Source organism: Streptomyces sp. TLI_053 (assembly GCF_900105395.1).
Classification (GTDB): domain Bacteria; phylum Actinomycetota; class Actinomycetes; order Streptomycetales; family Streptomycetaceae; genus Kitasatospora.
On sequence record NZ_LT629775.1, the window covers coordinates 213,940 to 234,467 of the forward strand.

At 69.5% G+C, this 20,528-nt stretch carries 20 protein-coding genes and 1 pseudogene; 9 read left to right on the forward strand and 12 right to left on the reverse strand.

The window, feature by feature from the left end:
• Positions 1-600: 600 nt before the first annotated feature.
• The 4 genes from BLU95_RS41990 to BLU95_RS00815 all read left to right on the forward strand — a co-directional run bounded on the left by BLU95_RS41990 (position 601) and on the right by BLU95_RS00815 (position 5,989).
• On the forward strand, positions 601-1,554 hold the full coding sequence (locus BLU95_RS41990) for a hypothetical protein (protein WP_093858179.1): 954 nt from the start codon (positions 601-603) through the stop codon (positions 1,552-1,554).
• 25 nt (positions 1,555-1,579) lie between these two features.
• The gene (locus tag BLU95_RS00805) at positions 1,580-1,864 is read left to right on the forward strand and encodes a hypothetical protein (protein ID WP_093858180.1); all 285 of its coding nucleotides are present in this window, start codon (positions 1,580-1,582) and stop codon (positions 1,862-1,864) included.
• Positions 1,865-2,363: 499 nt separating this feature from the next.
• Positions 2,364-2,846, forward strand: a complete 483-nt coding sequence (locus tag BLU95_RS44895; RefSeq protein WP_159424681.1) for a hypothetical protein — start codon at positions 2,364-2,366, stop codon at positions 2,844-2,846.
• Between the two features lie 239 nt (positions 2,847-3,085).
• Positions 3,086-5,989 carry a tetratricopeptide repeat protein gene (locus tag BLU95_RS00815; RefSeq protein WP_231978176.1) on the forward strand — a complete coding sequence of 968 codons (2,904 nt, stop codon included), beginning with the start codon at positions 3,086-3,088 and terminating at the stop codon, positions 5,987-5,989.
• A 1,236-nt stretch (positions 5,990-7,225) separates the two neighbouring features.
• Here the strand turns inward: BLU95_RS00815 and BLU95_RS00825 are convergent.
• From BLU95_RS00825 to BLU95_RS00865, 10 genes and pseudogenes are all read right to left on the reverse strand, one after another.
• Complete coding sequence (locus tag BLU95_RS00825; protein WP_093858183.1) at positions 7,226-7,603, reverse strand: peptidase inhibitor family I36 protein; 378 nt, start codon at positions 7,601-7,603, stop codon at positions 7,226-7,228.
• A gap of 449 nt (positions 7,604-8,052) precedes the next feature.
• Entirely contained in the window at positions 8,053-8,412 is a 360-nt protein-coding gene (locus BLU95_RS00830; RefSeq protein WP_093858184.1) for a hypothetical protein, read from the reverse strand.
• 277 nt (positions 8,413-8,689) lie between these two features.
• Complete coding sequence (locus BLU95_RS00835; RefSeq protein ID WP_093858185.1) at positions 8,690-9,190, reverse strand: hypothetical protein; 501 nt, start codon at positions 9,188-9,190, stop codon at positions 8,690-8,692.
• Positions 9,191-9,347: 157 nt separating this feature from the next.
• Positions 9,348-10,190, reverse strand: coding sequence for a helix-turn-helix domain-containing protein (locus BLU95_RS00840; RefSeq protein WP_093858186.1), 843 nt, complete (start codon positions 10,188-10,190; stop codon positions 9,348-9,350).
• Positions 10,187-10,726 carry a DUF6879 family protein gene (locus BLU95_RS00845; RefSeq protein WP_093858187.1) on the reverse strand — a complete coding sequence of 180 codons (540 nt, stop codon included), beginning with the start codon at positions 10,724-10,726 and terminating at the stop codon, positions 10,187-10,189. Before BLU95_RS00845 ends, BLU95_RS00840 begins: the two co-directional genes overlap by 4 nt.
• A gap of 7 nt (positions 10,727-10,733) precedes the next feature.
• On the reverse strand, positions 10,734-10,928 hold the full coding sequence (locus tag BLU95_RS00850) for a hypothetical protein (protein WP_093858188.1): 195 nt from the start codon (positions 10,926-10,928) through the stop codon (positions 10,734-10,736).
• A 10-nt stretch (positions 10,929-10,938) separates the two neighbouring features.
• Positions 10,939-11,085, reverse strand: a complete 147-nt coding sequence (locus BLU95_RS42865) for a hypothetical protein (RefSeq protein WP_162497181.1) — start codon at positions 11,083-11,085, stop codon at positions 10,939-10,941.
• The gene (locus BLU95_RS00855) at positions 11,082-11,255 is read right to left on the reverse strand and encodes a hypothetical protein (RefSeq protein ID WP_502689785.1); all 174 of its coding nucleotides are present in this window, start codon (positions 11,253-11,255) and stop codon (positions 11,082-11,084) included. Before BLU95_RS00855 ends, BLU95_RS42865 begins: the two co-directional genes overlap by 4 nt.
• A gap of 63 nt (positions 11,256-11,318) precedes the next feature.
• Positions 11,319-11,844 (reverse strand): annotated as a pseudogene (locus tag BLU95_RS45770) (winged helix-turn-helix domain-containing protein); the annotation flags it as partial.
• Positions 11,845-11,982: 138 nt separating this feature from the next.
• The gene (locus BLU95_RS00865; RefSeq protein ID WP_093858189.1) at positions 11,983-12,522 is read right to left on the reverse strand and encodes a GNAT family N-acetyltransferase; all 540 of its coding nucleotides are present in this window, start codon (positions 12,520-12,522) and stop codon (positions 11,983-11,985) included.
• Positions 12,523-13,338: 816 nt separating this feature from the next.
• Here BLU95_RS00865 and BLU95_RS00870 point away from each other — a divergent pair.
• The 5 genes from BLU95_RS00870 to BLU95_RS43610 all read left to right on the forward strand — a co-directional run bounded on the left by BLU95_RS00870 (position 13,339) and on the right by BLU95_RS43610 (position 18,290).
• The gene (locus BLU95_RS00870; protein ID WP_159424682.1) at positions 13,339-13,758 is read left to right on the forward strand and encodes a transposase; all 420 of its coding nucleotides are present in this window, start codon (positions 13,339-13,341) and stop codon (positions 13,756-13,758) included.
• Positions 13,759-14,066: 308 nt separating this feature from the next.
• Positions 14,067-15,656 (forward strand): choice-of-anchor A family protein, encoded by a 1,590-nt coding sequence (locus BLU95_RS00875; protein ID WP_093858191.1) that lies wholly within the window; start codon positions 14,067-14,069, stop codon positions 15,654-15,656.
• 797 nt (positions 15,657-16,453) lie between these two features.
• Positions 16,454-16,840 (forward strand): hypothetical protein, encoded by a 387-nt coding sequence (locus BLU95_RS00880; protein ID WP_093858192.1) that lies wholly within the window; start codon positions 16,454-16,456, stop codon positions 16,838-16,840.
• Positions 16,841-17,121: 281 nt separating this feature from the next.
• A complete protein-coding gene (locus tag BLU95_RS00885) occupies positions 17,122-17,400 on the forward strand; it encodes a hypothetical protein (RefSeq protein ID WP_093858193.1) in 279 nt (92 codons plus the stop codon).
• A gap of 395 nt (positions 17,401-17,795) precedes the next feature.
• Positions 17,796-18,290, forward strand: a complete 495-nt coding sequence (locus BLU95_RS43610; protein ID WP_231978177.1) for a hypothetical protein — start codon at positions 17,796-17,798, stop codon at positions 18,288-18,290.
• 146 nt (positions 18,291-18,436) lie between these two features.
• Here BLU95_RS43610 and BLU95_RS45450 read toward each other — a convergent pair whose 3' ends face one another.
• Positions 18,437-19,018, reverse strand: a complete 582-nt coding sequence (locus BLU95_RS45450; RefSeq protein WP_093858194.1) for an RNaseH domain-containing protein — start codon at positions 19,016-19,018, stop codon at positions 18,437-18,439.
• A 699-nt stretch (positions 19,019-19,717) separates the two neighbouring features.
• Positions 19,718-20,416, reverse strand: coding sequence for a hypothetical protein (locus BLU95_RS00900; protein WP_093858195.1), 699 nt, complete (start codon positions 20,414-20,416; stop codon positions 19,718-19,720).
• Between the last annotated feature and the right edge of the window lie 112 nt (positions 20,417-20,528).

Here is a 20,528-nt window from a genome sequence, read left to right on the forward strand (position 1 = left end):
CGCCGCTGCACCAGGTTGCCCAGGCTTCCTCGGGGCCGGTCGTGCTCGACGCGGGCCTGCGGACCCGGCACCGGAGCCGCCGCGGATGCGGGCGGCCTGCGGTGCGGGCATCCTCAGGAATTCCTCGCTGTACCCGCGCAGGCGGTCGAGTCGGGCGGGCGCCGAGGCCAGTCCCCGGCCACGCGCCTGCGACAGTCCGGCGGTGGCGATGTCCGTCCTCACACCTCCGGGGCGGACGACAGCCACCCGGACCGGCAGGCGGGCCGGTGGTGGACTGATCCCGCTCTGCGTCCCGCACCCGACGGTCCCGGTATCCGGATCGGTGGCGTCCGACCAAGACCGGCTGGCTGGCTGGCTGGCTGGCACCAGGCCGCTTCGGGGCAGCTGGTAGTTCCCGACCGGGTCGCCGAGCCAGGTCCATCGATCCGCCGATCAGTGTGCCGATTCAGGACGGAAGTCCCGTTTCTTGATCAATTACCCATATGCCCCTTTCATCAGACCTACGGCATATGGCACCTTTTGACCTAAGGTCACCTCGGTGCAGGCACTACCACCGCCTTGCGCCGATGACTCCGAACGGACAGAAAAAGAGAGTGCTCCGTGAACCACCGTCACCACCGTCAGCTCATTGCCTCTTGCCTGGTCACTGCCATCGCCGCCGGGTCCGTACTCCTCGCGGTCGCTCCGGCCGCACTCGCCGATGACGGGTCCTCTGCAGCGAACCGGGCCGCGAACACCGTCGAACGCGCCACTGGCACAGACAACCTCGCACTAGCCAAGGCGACGTCCGGCGGCGCGGGCGAGGCCACGGTCAGCACCGCCGCCGGGAACGTCACCGTCACCGCGCCGACCGGCTCGGCGGGCGAGGTGAGGACGGTCGCACCCGACGGCTCCACCCTCACCGTCGATCTGCCGAACACCAAGAACGTCACAGGGGTCAAGGCCGGCGCCGGCACCATCGTCTACCCGGACGCCGCGAAGAACACCGACATCGCCGTACAGCCCACCACCGACGGCGGCGCCCGCTCCCTGGTCACACTCAAGGACGCCGGCGCGCCGACCGAACACCGCTTCACCCTGAACCTGCCCGACGGCGCCGAGCTCATAGCCAACGACCAGGGCGGCTACGACATCACCAAGAGCTCCCCGCAGGGCGGCAGGTTCGTGATGGGACAGATAGACGCCCCCTGGGCCAAGGACGCCAACGGACGGACCGTCCCCACCAGCTACAAGCGCGACGGCAACACCCTCGTCCAGGAGGTGCACACCACCAAGGACACCACCTTCCCCGTCGTCGCAGACCCCAAGTGGACCTGGGGCATCATCACCGGAACCGTCTACTTCGACAAGGACGAGACGATCTCCACAGCGGCGAACAGTGCCTTCGTCGCGGTCCTGTTCGCGTGGGCGCCTCCGCCGTTCGATGTCTACGGTGTCCTCAACGCGGCGAACATCTCTCGAGTAGCCACGATCGCGGCAGGTAAGGGGCAGTGCGTGAAGATCAAGGTCCCCACCTTCGCGGCCGACCAGTACAGCGGCGGATACTGCCAGTAGTGCCAGGATTCAACGGGAGGCTGCAATGAACACCACCGCCATTTACATCCTGGTCCCCGGGCTACTGGGAGTGGCCTTCGTGGTCCTGGCCGTCCGCCACCGCAATCGCCGCCGCCACGGCCACCCGCTGCACCTCGTCCCAAAGTCCGTCACCGGCAGGGTTTCGGCCGTGACGGTTGCAACCGGCATCGTCGGCTTGGGCATCGCACAGGGCAATGTGGGCAGTTCCGTGATCCCGGCCCTCACCCTGGGCGGCCTCGCCGGTGCTGCCGCGGACGTCCTCCATCATCGCCGGAACAGCCCGCGCTGAGTTCATCCAGATCCGGCGGGTCCGGTGCCGGCCCAGGAACTGTTCAAGGTTCGGCCTCGATCCCCCGTCCGGAGAACCTGCACGGCCGGACCGGTGAACACCGAAGGCGTGGTGTCCCGCCGAACCCAGGTGGTCAACGGGACACCACGCCTTCGCTCTCTACGGACGCTCGATGCTGACTCTCACCGGCATAACCGGTGCCAGCTCCAGGTGGCGGACAACAGGCCCATGCCGACCCGCGATGCGCGTTCGACTACCGCAGGAGCGGTCGGCACTGATCACCCACAGCGGGACGATGCTGTGCCAGCCGATGAACGCTGTCGGCGCTGATCGGTGAGTACCGGGCCGCCCATCAGGGGCTGCCGCTCTGGGGGGTCATGATCCTCCTGGCGGCGGACCGGTCCGTTTGGTGGTTCGCCGCTCGGGTCGGGCCGGGTGGTGGGACACTTCCGGCCACGGGGGCTGTGCGGTCGGGGAGTCGGCGAGGGGGCGGGCGCGGATGCGTCGATGGGTGTGGTGGACGGTGGCCGGGCTGTGCGCGGCGGCCGGGGCCGGACTGGTCGCGGTGGCGTTGTGGGTGGATCTGGAGACGGCGGACAAGGTCGCGAGCGTGGTGGGCGCAGTCCTCGCCCTGGCGGGCCTGGCGTTCACGGTCCGGGCCCTGCTGCGCGAACGCCCGCCCGGGGCGGGTGCGGCGGGGACCGGGGCGCCGGACACCGGCGGCGGCTTCGCTGCGGCAGCGGGCGGTGGCGACGGTGCCGGGGACGGTGCTGTGCGGGAGGTCCGGGTCCGGGTCGAGGGAGGCGGTGTCGGCGCCGGGGGCGACATCACCGCGGCCGGGACCGTACGACCGACCGCGCCCGACGACAACGGCGGTGTCACGCCGCGGATCGACAGGCGCGACATCCACGTCACCGGCCCCGGCTCCGTCGGCGCCGGCGGCGACATCCACGGCATCGACCTGAACGGGAACCACCAATGACACCACGGTCCTGGCCGTGGCGCAGGAAACCCGGCGAGCACACCGGCGCCCCCGCCGCCGGCGGCCCGACCGGCCCGACCGGCCCGACCGGCCCGACCGGCCAAGTCGACACGGCTGGGCAGGGCGAACCGGCGCCCCGAGTCGAAGACGATCCCTCGATTCCTGCCCCGGCCCGCCCCGACAACGCGCCCCCGCCCCCGGCCCCGGCGGGCACAGGGAGCCCGGCGACGTCGTCCTCGGTGCGGGTCGATGTGTCGGGCGAGGGGTCCGTCGGTGCGGGGCGCGACATCACCCACTCCGCGATCGGTGCGGGCAGCCGGGTCGAGCACACCGTGGTGGACAACCGGATCGAGCACACCACGGTCGGCCGTGATGTGCTCCAGGTCGGCCGCGACCTGACCATCAACCACACCCACCACCACCCCGAAACGCCGACCGCACCGGCGTGGCGGCCGGTACGGGTGGGTACGGTGCCGCCGCTCGCCTCCGCGTTCCAGTCCCGCCCCGGCCTGACGGAGAAGATCGACCGGGCCCGGGAGCGCAACGCCACCGTGGTCCTCACCCAGGTCCTGTCCGGCGGCGGGGGCGTCGGCAAGTCCCAGCTCGCCGCCTTCTGCGCCCACCGGGCCCACACCGACGGCATCGACGTGCTGGTGTGGGTGGACGCCACCGAGATCACCCAGATCGTCTCGACGTACGCGCAGGCCGCGGCGAAGGCCGCTCTGCCCGGCGCGGACGGGCAGGACGCGGAGCGCGACGCCGCCGCGTTCCTGGACTGGCTGGCGGTCACCGACCGCTCCTGGCTGGTGGTCCTGGACGACCTCACCGACCTAGAGCACGCCGCCCAGTGGTGGCCCCGCCCGCCCGCCGGCACGAACGGGCGGGTGCTGGCCACCACCCGCCGCCGCGACGCCCTCGTCACCGGAACCGGCCGCGCGATCGTCGACATCGGCACCTACACCACCGACGAAGCCCTCGCCTACCTGCGCGAGCGCCTCGGCGAAGCCGGCGCCGGGCATCTCCTCGACGACCGCGCCGACGACCTGGCCGAGGCGCTGGGCGGGCTGCCGCTCGCGCTGGCCCACGCCGCCGCCTACATGATCAACGAGGACACCGACTGCGCCACCTACCTCCGCCTGTTCACCGACCGCGCCTCCCGCCTGGATACGCTGCTGCCGCCGGGCGCGGACACCGACGGCTACGGCCGCCAGGTCACCACCTCCCTCCTCCTGGCCCTCGACGCCGCCCAGCAACGCGAACCCGTCGGCCTCGCCACCCCAGCGATCCGCCTCGCCGCCCACCTCGACCCCGCCGGCCACCCCGACACCCTCTGGGCCACCGACACGGTCACCCACTACCTCACCACCCTCCGAACACCGACCCAGGGCACCCGCCCGGACCCGGAACCCGTCACCCCCGACCAGGCCCGTGCCACCCTGCGCCTGCTCCACCACTACGCCCTCATCACCCACACCACCCACGACACCCACCGCGCCGTCCGACTGCACGCCCTCACCGCCCGCGCCGCCCGCGAAACCACGCCGCCCGCCCAACTCCCCGCCACCGTCCGCGCCGCCGCCGACGCCCTCGCCGCGACCTGGCCCGAACACGAGCACACCGCACGCGACCTGACCACCGTGCTGCGCGCCAACACCGACACCCTCAGCACCCACGCCGACGACCTCCTCTGGCGCCCCGGCAGCCACTCCGTCCTGTTCACCGCGGGTAACAGCCTGCTCCGCGCCGGCCTGCCCCACGCCGCTGTCACCTACTGGCAGCACTTCGCGGCCGACGCCGAGCGGCTGCTCGGCGAGGACCACCCCGACACCCTGACCGCCCGTGCCAATCTCGCCACCTCTCACCGGCAGGCGGGGCGCACCGGCGAGGCGATCGTGATCGAGGAGCGGGTGGTCGCCGACGCCGAGCGGCTGCTCGGCGAGGACCACCCCAGTACGCTGACCGCCCGCGGCAACCTCGCCGCCTCCTACTGGCAGGCGGGGCGCACCGGCGAGGCGATCACCCTTCTGGAGCAGGTGCTGTCCGATCGCGAGCGGCTGCTCGGCGAGGACCACCCCCACACCCTGACCGCCCGCGGCAACCTCGCCACCTCCTACCGCCAGGCGGGACGCACCGGCGAGGCGATCACCCTTCTGGAGCAGGTGCTGTCCGACAGCGAGCGGCTACTCGGCGAGGACCACCCCGATACCCTGACCGCCCGCGGCAACCTCGCCGCCTCCTACTGGAAGGCCGGGCGCACCGGCGAGGCGATCACCCTTCTGGAGCAGGTGCTGTCCGATCGCGAGCGGCTGCTCGGCGAGGACCACCCCAGTACGCTGACCGCCTGTGGCAACCTCGCCGCCTCCTATTGGAAGGCGGGGCGCACCGGCGAGGCGATCGTGATCGAGGAGCGGCTGCTGTCCGATCGCGAGCGGCTGCTCGGCGAGGACCACCCCGACACCCTGACCGCCCGTGCCAACCTCGCCGCCTCCTACTGGCAGGCGGGGCGCACCGGCGAGGCGATCGCCCTTCTGGAGCAGGTGCTGTCCGATCGCGAGCGGCTGCTCGGCGAGGACCACCCCGACACCCTGACCGCCCGCGGCAACCTCGCCGCCTCCTACCGCCAGGCGGGGCGCACCGGCGAGGCGATCGTGATCGAGGAGCGGGTGGTCGCCGACGCCGAGCGGCTGCTCGGCGAGGACCACCCCGACACCCTGACCGCCCGCGGCAACCTCGCCACCTCCTACCGCCGGGCAGGACGCACCGGCGAGACCATTGACCTGTTGCGTTGCGTTGTGGAGGACCGGGACCGTGTTCTCGGTCCCTCGCACCCGGACACCATGATGTCCAGGGTGGGCCTGGCGCGTGTGCTGACCGAGCGGGGGCGTGGTCTGCTGCCCGGTGACACGGCGGGCGCGTGGCGGGATGCGGCCGAGGTGGTCCAGGCGGTCGGCCCGTACCTGTCGGGTGATCAGGCCGAGTACGGCCCCGTGCTCGCCGGCGCGTACGGGCTTTGCGCCGCGGTGCTGGACGCCGACGGGCAGCCGGAAGCCGCCGCCGACTTCCGGTCACGGGCTCTGCAGGTCGTGGCCACGCCGGCACCATTCAGTCCTGGAGACGATGCTGCGGACAGGAGTCGGCCATGACCCCACCTCCTCGCCCCGTGACGCAGACCCGCCGGGAGGCAGCCACCGGTCGACAGTCTGTGCGGCGAGCACCGGCAGGCCTCACCGCGCGCCCGTTCCCGCAAGCACCCTGCCCACAACCCCTCTCGGCCTCCAGCAGCAGGTTCCCGATGTTCCAGGGCATTGGTCTCGGCCCCGCCCGGCGAGCGCGAACGAGACCGGGGCGCGGGGCCGCGAACGCAGGTGGCGGGTTCCACCTCGCCGGTGTCGGCGAGTAAACCGCGATCCGCCCCGAACCGGCACAAGGACGGCGCAGTAGCAAACGGTCGAAGGACAGGACGACAGCGCACTGAAGTAGCCAGGCCACGACCTGACCATGGCGGACGCGCTGTGCGCAGCCACCGCCCACCGCCTCGCCATGCCCCTGCTCGCCGCCGACCTGGTCCCCGAGCGGGCGCCGTAGGCGGTGGCGGACCCGATCCGCTGTCGTACTCGGCGTCACCTCCGGTGGCGGTCGTAGCGCAGGAAGCCGACGCAGTCGTAGTCGCAGTCGTCGGGGATCCCGGGCAATCCCGTGAGCTCGATCAGGGAAACCACCACGCCCTGCGGACGGTGGACGTCACACGCCAGGAGGCCCATGCACGGGAGGTCTGGGGTGCAGTCCGCACTGCTGTGCGTGGTGCCGCTGCTGGTCGCCGTGGTCATGTACGCCTCCCACGATGCCTGAACAACACCACGCACAACGACCCACCGGAATGCCGACAACGCCCCGACCGGCCCGCAGGCGGTACGCAGCGCGCCGAAGTCGGCACCGCACCCCGCCGACCGGGATTTCCTTCCGCGCCTGCGGCCGAGCCGGGCGCGGCACTGGGGGCCCAGCGGCCGGGACCGGCTGCGGGGGCGGTCGGGGTGCCGGGATGGTCTGGACGTCGTCAGGCCCAGGCGCGCGGTGCCGTCCTTCTCTCGTTGGCGAGCCGCGCTTCGCAGGTGCCGTATCCGATGCTCAGCCGGGTCGTCGACTGTGAACAGACATGCCAAGAGCGTCATCTGTGGGCAGGACCGGCTCATGCGAAGGCGGACAACGAAGCGGTGTTCCTCTCAAATGCCACGGGGCACCGGAGCTGAACACCCCCTCGTCATTGACCATCAACCCGGGAGGAGTCGCCCAGGCCAGGTAGCAACAGTTCCAAGGTCCCCCATCACCCGCAGGGTCTCCGTTTCAAGCTGCCAGCTTCGGAGCTCAAGGTGAAAGGCGCCCTAGGCCCTCCGCAGAGAACCGATCGTGTAGGTTCCGGCAAGGTTTCCCTTGTTTCCGGCGGTGGTGCTGCCGATCCGGCTGCTGTAGTTGGCGTTGTGGAAGTACTCGTACTTGTCACCAGTGTGGTTGTACACCGACCGGGTTTTGGTGCCTCCAGCCATCCACGAACACTGCGGACGGGCGTTCGGTGCGTTCTCGCTCCACTGACACTTCTGACCGTTGCCGTTCTGCTCCGAGTAGAAGCAGATCCAACCGGAGCCGCAGGTTTCGTAGCCACTGATGGTGGTGTTGCTGGCCTGGGCCGCAGGAGAAAGCACAAGTGCGCTGCCGAAGAGGCCAACGGTCATGGCCAGAGTGAACTTCGTACGGGAATTCACTGACCCTCCTTTGGAATGAAACGAACTCTTCCACCGACCCGTCCGATACAGTTCGGGTCGTAACAGGCAGTTTCACCTGTACCATGGCGAGCGGTAACCCAGGAACAAGCCAGTCCGGATCGTCTGGAGCATCACTGCGGCAGCCTGTTCCGGCTCATCTGTCAGTCACAGATCCGACCAGCGAAAACGGCCAAAACTGCTGCCCATCAAGCATTGCATCCGGAGCGTTCGAGGCACAGGGCTATCGCTGTCGATAACAACCGGCGGGCCGCGACTGCGGATTTGGAGGTTGATCATGGCCAGATCGGGACATCACGGGATCGGCTGCCCGGTGCGCTGGCCGGCAGGCGAATCGCCGAACGCCTTCCCGACGCCCAGCGGGAAGGCGGCGGTGGATCATTCCCTGCCAAAGTCATCAGCGGGATCGCCGCGTTCTGCTGGACGGTCGGTCAGAAGCTCCAGCTGTACAGGCCTGCGCCAGTGCTCACCGCGGACACCGCGAGCTGGGCGACTCCCTGGAGGACCGCCGGCAGATCGTCGTCGGTCATGTCGTCGCCGTCGTGGGACCTGAGCCTGGTGGTCCAGCGATCGGCGAGTTCTTCCAGCTCCGTGGAGCCGGCGTCGGCCAGCGCCCGGGTCAACCGCTGTGGCAGAACGAACACCTCGACGCCGTCGTTCGATGGGGCAGTGACCCACTGCGGCCACCGCCCGTGGAGCTGCTCGGGTGTCGGCACCTTCGCAGAGGGCTCCTGGAGGTACATGTCCCACTCGGCGATGGCACTGTCCGGTTCGATGAAGCGGCAGGTCACGGAATCAAATTCTGGACTTGGTCGCCGCCCCCGCATCGCGGTGACAGCCCCGTCGTCGGGTGCCAGGAAGAACACTATGTCGTGAGCCACCACAGCATGATGGCGAAGCAACGACAACGCTGCAGGTTGCGAAAGGTCCTCCCGCGCCCGCGGGGTCAGCCGTTGATCGAGTCGGGCGGGCTCTCGCCGGACGAGTCCTCCCCGCGAACGCGGGGGTCAGCCGGACGCGTTGGCGGCGGTCAGGGTGCCGGGGCTGTCCTCCCCGCGCCCGCGGGGGTCAGCCGGCGTTGGCGCGACCGTTCCATTGCCGGTAGTCGCCGCGGGAGACCTCTCTGCGAATCCAGGACTCCGCGCTGGACCGGATTCCCCAGCGGAGCACGTGCCCGTCGTCGCGGACCAGGTCGTCCGTCGCGCTGTCCTTCACGGCCCACAGTCCCGGATCACGCCCCTCTGCGGGCAGTTGTACGGGCTCGTACCGGGCGGCGTTCCGGTGGCGGCCGGTCAGGCCGTCGCCGCGCCGGACCCGGACGGCGACGAGCCGGTCCCCGGGCAGTACGACGGGGAAGTCGAAGACGTCGCCGTCCAGGCAGTCCTCGACGGCCTCGGTGCCGCCGGCTCCGAACAGCCGCCGCAGTGCGGCGTGCTGCTGGGGCCCGAGGTCGAAGTCCCGCACGGTCCGCCAGATCTCGGTCAGGGCGGCCGCGGGTGCCAGGGTCGTCGGGGGCAGGAGCCCGCCCCCGACGCTCACGGTCCATTCCTCGTCGTTGGTCGGGCCCATGCCTTGTCTCTCCTTGGCCGTGCCGAACGGGGCGGGGCCGAGGAAACCGAGCAGGTGCGGTCCTCGGCCGCACCGGTACGGTAGGGCGCGGCGATTCTCGGATCAGGCCGTGATCCTCGATGATTCTCCGATCGGCTGGGATCGTGCTCGGTGATCCTCAGCGAGGTGTCAGCGAGGCCCCCGCACGGCCGATGAGCCGGTGCGCCTGGTGGCCGGTAACGGCGCTCTCGGCCAGCCAGTCCCAGGCCTTGCGGTAGAGGGCGATGTCGGCGGGACTGTCGAGCCACAGCTCGGCATTGATCGTCTCGACGATCACGAGGCGCTCGTCGTAGATCCAGAACCCGTGCGCCGGTGTGCGGCGCGGTGCGCTGCCGAGCGGGATGATGCCGAGGTCGACGGTGTCGAGGCCCAGCAGCCCGACGAGCCGGTCCAGTTGGGCGGCCATCACCTCGGGCGGGCCGATCGTCACGTACAGCGCGGCCTCCCAGACGAGGAAGTGAAAGCGGCGGCCGGCGTCGTAGAGCGCTTCCTGGCGGCGTATGCGGGTCCGCACGGCGTCCTCGGTGTCCCTGGGCGAGCCGATGAACTCGCAGCCCGCCGCGAGCATGTGCCGCGCGTAGTCGGCAGTCTGGAGCAGGCCCGGGATCCGGGCGGACTCGAAGGCCCGGACGACCTGCGTGCGGCGCGTTTCCAGGACCGCGGCCTCCTGCCGCTCGCGATGTCCGCCGGAGAGCTGGCGGTTCCAGGACCGGTACTGCGTCTCCAACCCTCGCAACCGGGCCCGCAGCTCGACTGCGGCTCCGGGGCTGCCGGTCGCCGAGGCCCAGGCGTCCAGGTCCGCCGGGCTCGGCGTCTGCCGGCCGGTCTCCAGTTTCGACACCTTCGACTGCACCCAGCCGAGCTGTCCGGCGAGGGCCCGGCCGGAGAGGTCCGCCTCGGTGCGCAGCTCGCGAAGGCGCGCTCCGAGGGCCACCCGGCCCTGCTGATGGTCGGTACTCACACGCGGGACGGTACCGCCGCGGCGAACTCGACGGTGGGGACCGCGAAGTGCCACGACGCATCACGCGCCTGGCAGGCTCGGAGTACTTCGGCCGGGTCGGTGATCAGCTCGACTCCGAGCGTCCGGTCGTCGTCGTCGAAGTGGAACCTCGCGAGGACGGCGCTGTCGAACAGCCAGAAGTCGAAGTCGGGTAGATCGAGCTGGTCGGCGTCGGTGCGCCAGAGGTTGCGGATGTCCTCGCCGGCCTCGACGTTGCCCGGTCCGGACGCGAGGAGGAAACGCTGCCCGTCGGTGGGCGGGTCGTCGACGATGCGAACACGTTCGAACCGGCGACCGTCCGCGACTGCTGCTCGGACGCTGACGTTCCAGGCGACTTCCGGCTCGTACTGCGGCATCACACCGGCCACGAACGCCTGGTACCTGGCTCCGGCACGATCCGATGCGTAGCCGCGACGTGTCTCCAGACGGAACGCGGTGTGTGCGAACGTCTCGAACAGGCGCGGCGCCGCCTCGGCGAAGGGAATGATCTCGGGCACAGTCGGCCTAGTCCTTCGGCGCGAACCGCGTCAGCAGCGCCCGCGGGATCACGACTGCCGTCTCACCGGTTTTCAGGTGGAGCAGCTGAGCGATGCCGTCCGGGTCGGTCAACTCGTCGCCCTGTACGACGATGTCGCCCGTCTCCGTCTCGTACAGGGTCGGACAGTCGCCGTGCTCGTTCGTGAAAACTGGCTCCGGCACTGAAAGGGGGTCAGAACCAAATTTCAGAGACCGTTGACACCTCGGCCTCGGCCAGGGCACTGGTGAGTTGGTCGATCTGTTCGCGCAGGTAGTCGGCTCGTGCGGCGGTCTCGCCGTGCTCGGCTTGCAGCAGCCGCAGGAGTTCGGCGACGTTCACGCGGCCAGCTCGACATCGTCGCGCCAAGCGGGGCTGGGGGTGGTGAGGCGGCAGAGCATGACCGCGGTGGGGGCCCAGTAGGCGCGGGAGGCCGCGTTGTCGGGCCGGTGGTCGTAGTCACGGGCGAGGCGCCGGTGGAGCATAAGGGTGCCGTTGACCTGCTCGACCACCCACCGCAGGTCAGCGGTGAAGGTCTCTCACCTCCACACGAATCACAGCGCCTCACGGCGCAACTCGAAGACGACCCAGGCCCCGAGCGCCGCCGCGGTGCTTTTACCTGCGGCCAGGTCTCCTTCCTCCACACCTCGACCGCCGCATCGTCGCGCTCGATCGCCCGGCGAGTGGGCTGCTGCCACGACCAGCCGTGTCGCTTCAGCAGCCGCCAGGTGCCCTCCACGGTGTAGGAGACGTGGAACAGCCGGCCGATCAGCGTCTTCACCCTCGCCAGTGTCCACCGCTGGTCCGCCCAGCCGTGGACGAGCGGGCCGTGCTCCAACTCCCGCTCCAGCCTGGCGATCCGGGGCGGGCTGGAGCGGGAGTTGGAGCACGGCCCGGCGAGCCCTTCGACTGGACCCCGACTTCTCCGCGCTCGCGCCAGGCCCGGCGCCACCGCTCCACCGACCGCTCGCTCACCCGCAGCGCGGCAGCGATCTCCCGATTCTTCTCCCCGCCCTCGAAGCGTTCCACGGCCTGCAGCCGGATCCGCTCCCGCGCGGTCCTCTCCGCGTCGGTCAGCCCGCCGCCCTGCGCGTGCCTCACAGCCAAGGGCTACCGGAACCGACGGGCCCCGTCAGGCGAAAGGCTCGACCATCACCCAATCAAGCTGAGTACTCAAGCGGCGCGCCGCGGCCGACGACCGATCGGTGACCTCGTGAATCCCCGCTGTCGAGCACAGGCTCAACCGAACAGGGTGACCGAGGACCACACGCCAAACCACTGCTCGGCGCCCCACGCCTCGAACCGCTCCACCTCGGTGAATCCCAGCTTCGCCGCGAGGCGCATCGAGCTGGCGTTGGCGGTCTGTGTGTAGAGCACCACCGGCTCACCGGGCAGCGCGCCGGCAAACCAGTCGAGTGCCGCTGTGCACGCCTCGGTGGCGTACCCGTGGCCCCATGCTTCCGATAGGAACAAGTAGCCGAGCTCCGTCTCCCCGGCCTCCAGACGGTGGTTGCTCGGGGCGTGCGGTTTGAGCTGGATCGTGCCGATCATTGCTCCGTCGAGCTCAGCCACGAACCAGCCACGGCGCTGCCCGGGCACCTCGGGCACCGTGCGTTCGAGCTCGGCGCGCGGTCGAGGGACACCGAGGTAGGTGTTCACCTCTGGCGAGGAGTTCAGCTCGATGACCGCCGCGCGGTCCCGGGCCTCGGACTCGCGGAGCACGAGCCGCTCGGTCCGTATCGGGGCAGGTGGCCAGACGACGAGTCCAAGATCAGTCATGGCTGGGAAACTATCGCACGCTCGCTGGGCAGGAGGCTCAAATGACGGTCAACGGCAGCAGTTCTGACCCATCGGCCCGATCTGGACGTCGGTGTTCACGGGCCGGGCAGATGGAGAGGGCCCAAGACTGCACGTGGGCCGATCAGCGAGGGCACGAACATCTTCGTTGGGCTCTGGCCACATTGGGAAACCGCGAGCTGGACCTGTCACCCCCGAGCGACAGGACCCGACATCACGCATTCAACTTCAGTAGCCAAGCCGCCGTCATCACGGTGGCGATGGGTACCTCAGGATCGAAAGCCGGATCAGGTACCGATGTGGGCCGCTCACTCCTTGGCCAGGCATGAGAACCGCGAAGAAGAGTCGCGAACGCCGTACTGTCTATGGCCTCGACGATACGGGGCCGTTTCTGGGCGGATGCCGGCACGATCAGATCAGCGCGTGGCCAAAGGCCCGGGCGTGAGCCGTCGTCGTTCTCTCGGAGAACGGCATGGTACGCGCGCTGTAGGCGCGGCGCGACTTCCTGGTCGTAGGCGTCGGGGGCTAGGACAAGTAGTTCAGGGTTCATGCGACGCCCCGTACTCCGATATATTCATCAAATTCTCATTTACTGGTACCTGAGGTGATCCGGTCGCCGGATGGAGAGTGAATCATCGCATACGATCACTCTGTCCCGCCACTCTGTCCCGCGAAAGCTTCTCGCGTTGGTTGAAAACCTGCCTAAAGGTAGGACTAAAGTCCCTTCCTGGTTGCATAAGGTGAGATTTGAGCGCTCCGGAATTGCATCCGATGTTGATAGCGGGCATGATGCCTGGAATGCGCTCTGATCTCATCTCGGACGAATTGTGGGAGCAAGTGGCCCCACTGATGCCGCCTGTCCGTGGGGGCCGCGGACGGCCGCGTGTGCCTAATCGCACCGCTCTCGGCGGCATCATGTATGTCCTGCGGACCGGTGTCGCTTGGCGTCAGGTTCCTGTCGCCACCGTGGGCTGTGCCGGCGTGACCTCCTGGCGTCGGTTGAGGGAGTGGGTCGAGATCGGAATCTGGCCCCGTCTGCATCTCCTCCTGCTGGCAGAGCTGATGGCCGAGCTACGAGAGGCCGACCCGCTGGACCTCGATGAACGGGTCGCACACGTGGACATCCTGAAGGGCGGCCGCGTCAGCCCTTCAGGGATGGAGGGGCAGCCGAACGTGACCGACGTGAAATGGAGAACCGGGATTCGACGCACTTCCTGAGTTTTAAGGGAACATGCAACGAGGCGCACGTGGCGCCGCAGAGGCGCGCTCTGCCGCTGAGCGGAAATGTGCTTTTCCTCAGGATCGGCCGCAGGGCATGCGTGTGCGAATATACTGCGGCCCGATGGCTTCCGTCGGAACACTGGCCATTGCCGTGCCAGGCCGGGAGGAAAGGAACCCGCGGAATATGTAAGTGCACGCATGGTTCACACTGTCGGATCAGCTTTCTTGTCGGGTGTGGCCGAGAGTATGCGTGGAGGCAGAAACATGCCTATCTCTATTGTCATTGCATCAAGGAGTATTGAGAAGTGAGTCAGGGTCGCACCGGTACGCCGGGTCACAGGAGCACCGCTACGAGGAGGGCGCCCGCCACCGGGCGCCGCAGGGCCGTCCGCATCGCCGCGGCCACCGCCGTCACGGCGCTGCCGATTGCCGTCGTGCTGTCGTCGGTGGGTACGGCCGCGCCGCTGGCCGCGCCGCTGGGCGCCTGTACCGGGCCGGACTGCCCGGCGACCTGGCCGGAGCTCACCAACGGCGACTTCACCGGCCAGGACGCCAGCATCAGCGTCTTCACCGGCGGCAACTTCACTGTCGACGGCAACGCGGCCGAGGCCGAGGGAAAGATCGTCACCCTCGGGAACCTGACCGTCAACAAGGCGGGCGCCGCAAACTACAGCATGGGCGTCGTCGACGTCGGCTCGCGCGTGGTGCCGCCGAACGGCAGCGACTTCGTCACCGTCGGCGGCACGATCGATGTGGTCATGGGCAACATGCTCTTCATCGGCGGCAGTGACTCGCACGGCACGGCCTTCGGCAACCTGCGCCACGCGGGCACCGTCACCGGCACCGGCACCGGCACCGTCAGCATCGCCCCAACCGGCGAGTCCATCGCGGACCCGAACGCCGCCGCGCCCTACCAGAGCATGCTGACCCAGATCGAGGAAACCTCCGACTGCGTGGGAAAGGCTGCGGCTACCGGTGCGATGAGAGTCGTCGAGAGCACCACCCCCCAAGGAACGGCCAACGAGGCTGCGGTCTTCACCGGTGACGGGACCAGCATGAAGCAGGTCTTCAATGTCTCGCAGAACCTCACCAGGGCCGACGGCGGGCAGATCGGCCTGGTCTTCAACAACATCCCGGCCGGCGCCACCGTCGTGGTGAACATGCTCGGGGACAGCCCGATCATCAACACCTACACGGGCACGGGCCTGGCGGGGGACCAGACCACCGACATGCGGTCGAAGCTGATGTACAACTTCCCGACCGCCACCAACGTCCAGCTCCTCGGCAGCTCCCAGTTCCAGGGCTCGGTGCTCGTGGGCAACCCGGGCGGCACGACGACCATCTCCATACCGGGCATGAACGGGCGCGTGTACCTCGCGGGCAACCTGATCCACACAGGGACGGGCGGGTACGAGCTCCACAGCTACCCGTTCGACGGGGACCTGCCGGGCTGCACGCCGTCGTCGAGCCCCTCGCCCAGCTCCTCGCCTTCGTCGAGCCCGTCGTCCTCGCCGTCCTCCAGCCCCAGCTCCTCGCCTTCGTCGAGCCCGTCGTCCTCGCCGTCCTCCAGCCCCAGCTCCTCGCCTTCGTCGAGCCCGTCGTCCTCGCCGTCCTCCAGCCCCAGCTCCTCGCCTTCGTCGAGCCCGTCGTCCTCGCCCGATCCGTCCTCCTCGCCGACGCCGGCCACTTCCGAGCCGAGCTCCTCGGGTGCTGGCGGGGCCACGCCGAGCACCGGCGCGGACCCGACCAGTGCCCAGTCCGGCGGCGGCCAGTTGCCTCACACTGGCGCGGACGGAAGCTCGCTGGTCTTCGGCCTGGCGGGTCTCGTCCTGGTCGGTCTCGGTGCTGTCATCGCCGTGTTCGCCGCCAGGCACCGTCGTGGTCGGACCGGCTGACAGCCCGCGTATGTGGAGCACTACCTCGAAGGGGGTAGCCGGTGGTCATAGCCCCGGCCGCCCCCTTTGGTCCCTGTTCCGGCAGTGCCGTGTCCCCCGGCCGTTGTGTCGCGTTGGTCGACGGATCAGCTGGGAGTTGTGCTGGCATTTGAGACGACCGCGTTGCCCTGGGCGCTCATCAACTGCACGAGATCCTGACCGGGATCGACCCCGTTCTTCGCTCCGCATAGCCCACAGCGCATCGTGATCTGGCTCCGCGCGGATCGCCAGGACAAGTGCCCATCCCGGCTCGAACAGGTGGCGACTTGTCACACCGGGCAGTGAGGTCCTCCCCGCGCCCGCGGGGTCAGCCGCTCGCTGAGCAGTGGGGCGTTGCCACCAAGACGTCCTCCCCGCGCAGGCGGGGGTCAGCCGAACCAGGACGGTAGGTGCCCGGGTGAGTGGCAAGGCGGGCTGCGGGGCCGGGCGCGGGTTGGTGGTGCCCACCGGTGATGGCCCGGGGTGTGCGTCTCGAGGCCGGGCGGGCACCACCGGCAGCGTAGCGGCGTGGGCTCGAAAGGGGCGGTACGCCGGTGCGGAGTGTCGCGGAGGCGGGTGGGTGTCCGGCTCGCCCTGCGGCCCGGCGCAGCGGCCTGCAGAGCAGGGGGCGGGGCGGGGCGTGTGGGTCGGCAGTGGCGTCCTCCCGCAGGGGTGTCGGTCGGTTCGTCGGCGGATTTCGCCTCCGCTGGCCCGGGTGGTGGCCGATGATGGGGCCTGCGGGGTTGTGGGGCGGCCCGGGCCGGGGAAAGGGGTCGTGTGTGGAGTTGACCGGTACGGGTCTGCGCGGCTCGCCGTGGCCGGAGCTGCTGCCCGACCGACGCCCCGTCCTGGTCGTGCCCGCCATGGCCGGGCCTGCGGTTCTGTCCGGGGAGGGGTGGACGGCGCACGTCCCCGGGTGCGACCCCGCCCCCGGGTGGTCCGCCGTCCTCGACGGGCAGCAGCTGGCCGTGCACCGGCCCGGTGGGCGCCCCTGGTACGAGGGTCCTGTCGCCGCCGGGCGTCAGTGGCAGCGCGCGCTCCGCGCGCACCGCACCCTGCTGCTGGTCACCGGGCCGTTCGCCGGTGTCCTCGACTTCAGGGCCGCCGCCGCCACCGGCCGGCTGCTGCTCCTGACGGTTGCCGCTCGCCTCACCGACCCACCGTGACCCGTCGTCCGCCCCGGGGACGTACCGACCCGCTCCTGCGGTGGAGGTGGACCGCCCGATCGTGCGGGTCGATGGTGCCGATGACCGCGAAGGCGGCCTCCGCGACCGTGGCGCCGACGAGCACGTGGCCGCCACGGGCCGGCCGTTCGGCCGGGACGGCGACATTGTCGAGGACCGGTCGCCCGGTGCCGGTGACCGGCCCGCCGGGGGATCCCGATCGCGACGTCGGGTCGCGCGGGAGGTCCTGGCGGAGCCATCGGGCTCTCGGTGCTACAGCTGCCGTGACGGCTCCCTTCACGATCCACTACCCCGGGTTCCTGCGACTCGCGGGCCTGCTGGACCCGGCGGTGCCGGCAGCCGGCACGATGTCGACAGGGGATGCGGGCGAGTGGGAGCTGGCCGTCGGGGCTCTCGCCGGCCAGCTCTCCGAGTACCACACACCGCTGCCGGGCGCGGACCGGACAGCCGTCCTGGGCCTGGCCGAGGCGTTCGGCGCGTCGGCCAGGGCCGGGGCGGCGCTCCGCTGGTGCCCCGACCCGCGGGCGGACACCGAACAGTAGTGGGAGGTCGAGGACTCACCCCGGGCCGCGACCGCGCCGCCTCGCCGACAAGTGGCGGATGCTCCCGGGCGGCTCTGCTCCGGCAATCCCCCGCGCTCCCAGCCGACACCCCGCACACCCACCGGCCCGACCACCGGCGTCCGAGGCGCGATCACCGGCGTCCGAGGCGCGATCACCGCTGGTGGAGGACCACCGTCCAGATCGCAGAAAACCCTTCGTCGACGGGGGCTGAATCCGGTCATGTTCAGACCGCCGACGATGAGACACGGTGAGACAGCCTGGGACCCCCGCGGACAACCACGAACCTCCACGGACAGCGAACGGGCCTGGCCGAACCCGGGCGTGCCAGGAGCAGTTGTCGTTTCGTCAGGGCCAGGTCGCGCCACACTTCCAGCATGCCGAGCTTTCACGACAGGAAGGTGATCGGTGACGCCCATGAGCGACGCGTCACCGAGGAACTCAACCACCGCGGCTGGGATGTCAGTCCCTGGGGCCAAGGAGTCATGGGCGAGCCCGTGCGCCTGGCCCTCCGCAGCACCGACAGTTTCCTTCGCTGGACCCCCGACCTCATCGCGGCCCGTGACAGGCAGGTCGTCTTGATCGACTGCAAGAGCCGGATGACCAGCCGGACCAGCAGTCGGCACGCCATCGAGAACGCCGCCGTCACCGCCCATCTCCAGCTCGTCGCCTGGACCCGCCTGCCGCTGTACTACGCCTTCGACAACCTCGACCTCCTCACCCCCAGCGACGCCCTCGGCACGGGTATCCACGGGCCGCGAACCACCGCAGGTTCCGGCGCGCCCTACCTCCTCGTCCCATCCGACCGCGCCCTCGCCTTCGACCAGGTCTTCGGCCCGTCCCTCCACATCGAGCTCTCTGATGCGGTCTGAGCCCACACCAGCCACTGTCCGCCGTCTGACTCGCCCGGCCTTTCCCACGACTCTCCCGGACTGTCAAAACACAGTGGGATGCCCACAGGTCAGCAGGCCGGGCAACCGGAATGCCATCAGCGGATCACTGCCCCGAAGTTGCGGGGTCATGGCTGATCCGCGTTCTCCTCGTCACTTGGTCCCTGTTCCGTGAGACTGGCTCCCCGGTACTCGGTATGGTTCCGGTCGACGCATCCCGCGACGCGGAGGGGAGCGGGGTGGCGGGTTCGGGAGTCCCAGACCAAGGACTGGTGACATAGGGCGGCAGCGAGCGCGGCGAGGTTCTCGGCCGGGTACGGTCCAGGCTCGGGGACGGTGATCTGGATGGCGGTGAAGCTGCTCCAGTCCTTAGCCAGAAGCGCAGTGCGCTGGTGCTCGGGGATGGTGAACCGCGTGTGCTGGGAGCCGTTGACGGAGGTCTGCCCGAATCCGTTGTAGGTCCGGGATGCCTGGGCCAGGTACCAGCTGGTGACACCGGTGGTGGTCGTGCGCTGGTGCAGCCAGTCGTCCGGTGTCGCGGGGCGGTGTGGGTCTCGGCGCCGGCCGTCGCAGTCGCTTCCACGTCCGGTAGCGCGATTCCAGACCCTGGAGGCGACCTTTCGGCTCACCCTCCGACTCCGGGCGGCCTGTACCCACGCCTGCAGGTCCGCGGGCGTGGCGGCCTGCCTGCCGTTCTCCGGCTTGGACACCTTCGAGGCCGTTCACCCCGACCTCGGTGCGCAGCTCGCGAAGTCGGACACCGAGAGAGAAGTGACAACGGCGCGAACCACGTGAACCGGCCGGGCCCGCAAGGTTTCGGCGGCTGACATCCGGCCAGTCTTGAGCCCCCTCCATCTCCCGGTCGTCGTAGATCACCCGGCACCAGCAATCCAGCGCGCGGACCTGCACGTCGATCTCGCCGCGGCCGGCATCGTCCAGCTGCTCCGGCCTCCAGCTCCACCAGCGGAACAGGCGTGCGCAGGCCGCCTCGAACACCGGCAGCGACCACTCGCCCCACCCGTGGACGTCGCCGACGGTGTCCGCCATGGAGCGCAGGGAGCCGATGGTGCGCGGCATGGCGTCGTTGGTGGTGAGGTCGAAGCGTTGGACCCAGGAGGTGAGTTGTCGGTCGGGTGGGTTGATGTGGGTGCCGGCCGTTCCCCAGCGGTCGAGGATCTCGGTGCGGGTGCACGGCCGGGTGGTGTCGGCCGGTCGGGTGGTGGTGTCGTGGATCAGGGCCTGCCTGCACAGGAGCTGTCCGGGGTGGTGCGGGTCGGGTTCCTGCCAGGAGAGCGTGACGGGCCGTGGCTGGGCGAGGACAGCGGAGTCCATCCTTTTCTGGACGGCGGTCAGCCCTCTGAGGTGGCGAGACGCCGTGCGCTCCCCGACTCCGGCCTGCGCCTGCTGCGTCACCGGTCCGAGGCGCCTGTTCGTTTCATCGCGACTGCGGCGATCCCGGTGCCGGTGCCCTCGCCGCCGCCGTCCCCCTCGCCACTCTCGTCGCCGTCATCCCCATCGTCGTCCGTCTCCTCCGAAGAACGCCCGGATCTACCGGATCGGCCACCGAGGGGAGAATCGTCATCCAATTCAGGAAGACCTGACGGGGGAGTTTCGCTCACCGGAGATGGCGTATAGTTCAGCCACCCAACACCCCGCAGGACAAGAGCTTTGGAAAGGGCGTGAATGCTTGAGACGGTCGAATCCACTGCATCGATCGCCGCATCGATCGCCGGGATTCCACTCCTTGGAAGATTTTTAATTTTCGATATATCGTCGGCCATCTGCCAGTCCGCCGCATGGCGGTCGTCGATCTGTTCGCCCTCCGGAAGGACCGTCGGCCCGATGGTGTAGCGGAAGTCATGCTGGGCCGCAGCGTTCATGGCCGCAGCAGACTGGGCCCATGCAGGGACTCCCGTGATGGCATTGGAGTAGAAAGATGCCTTCAGGGCCTTCGTCTGAGGGTCGTCGCCCTCCATGCTCAGCACTCGATTGCGAAGCTTGATGAAATCGGAGTTGGGGAGTCCGGCGATCCTCCTGTACTGATCGGGCGTGAAACGGGCAACGGGATTCGTCTCCGAGAACTTCTCGCCGTACACAAAGTCTGCCATTGCTCTCCACCTGTGATTCGCTAGCGAATGATGACGAGGGCGCAGGATAATATCCTCCGGGCCGACCGTCGAAGGCGCGGCCACTTCCCGCAGAGGCAAAGATATCCGGCCA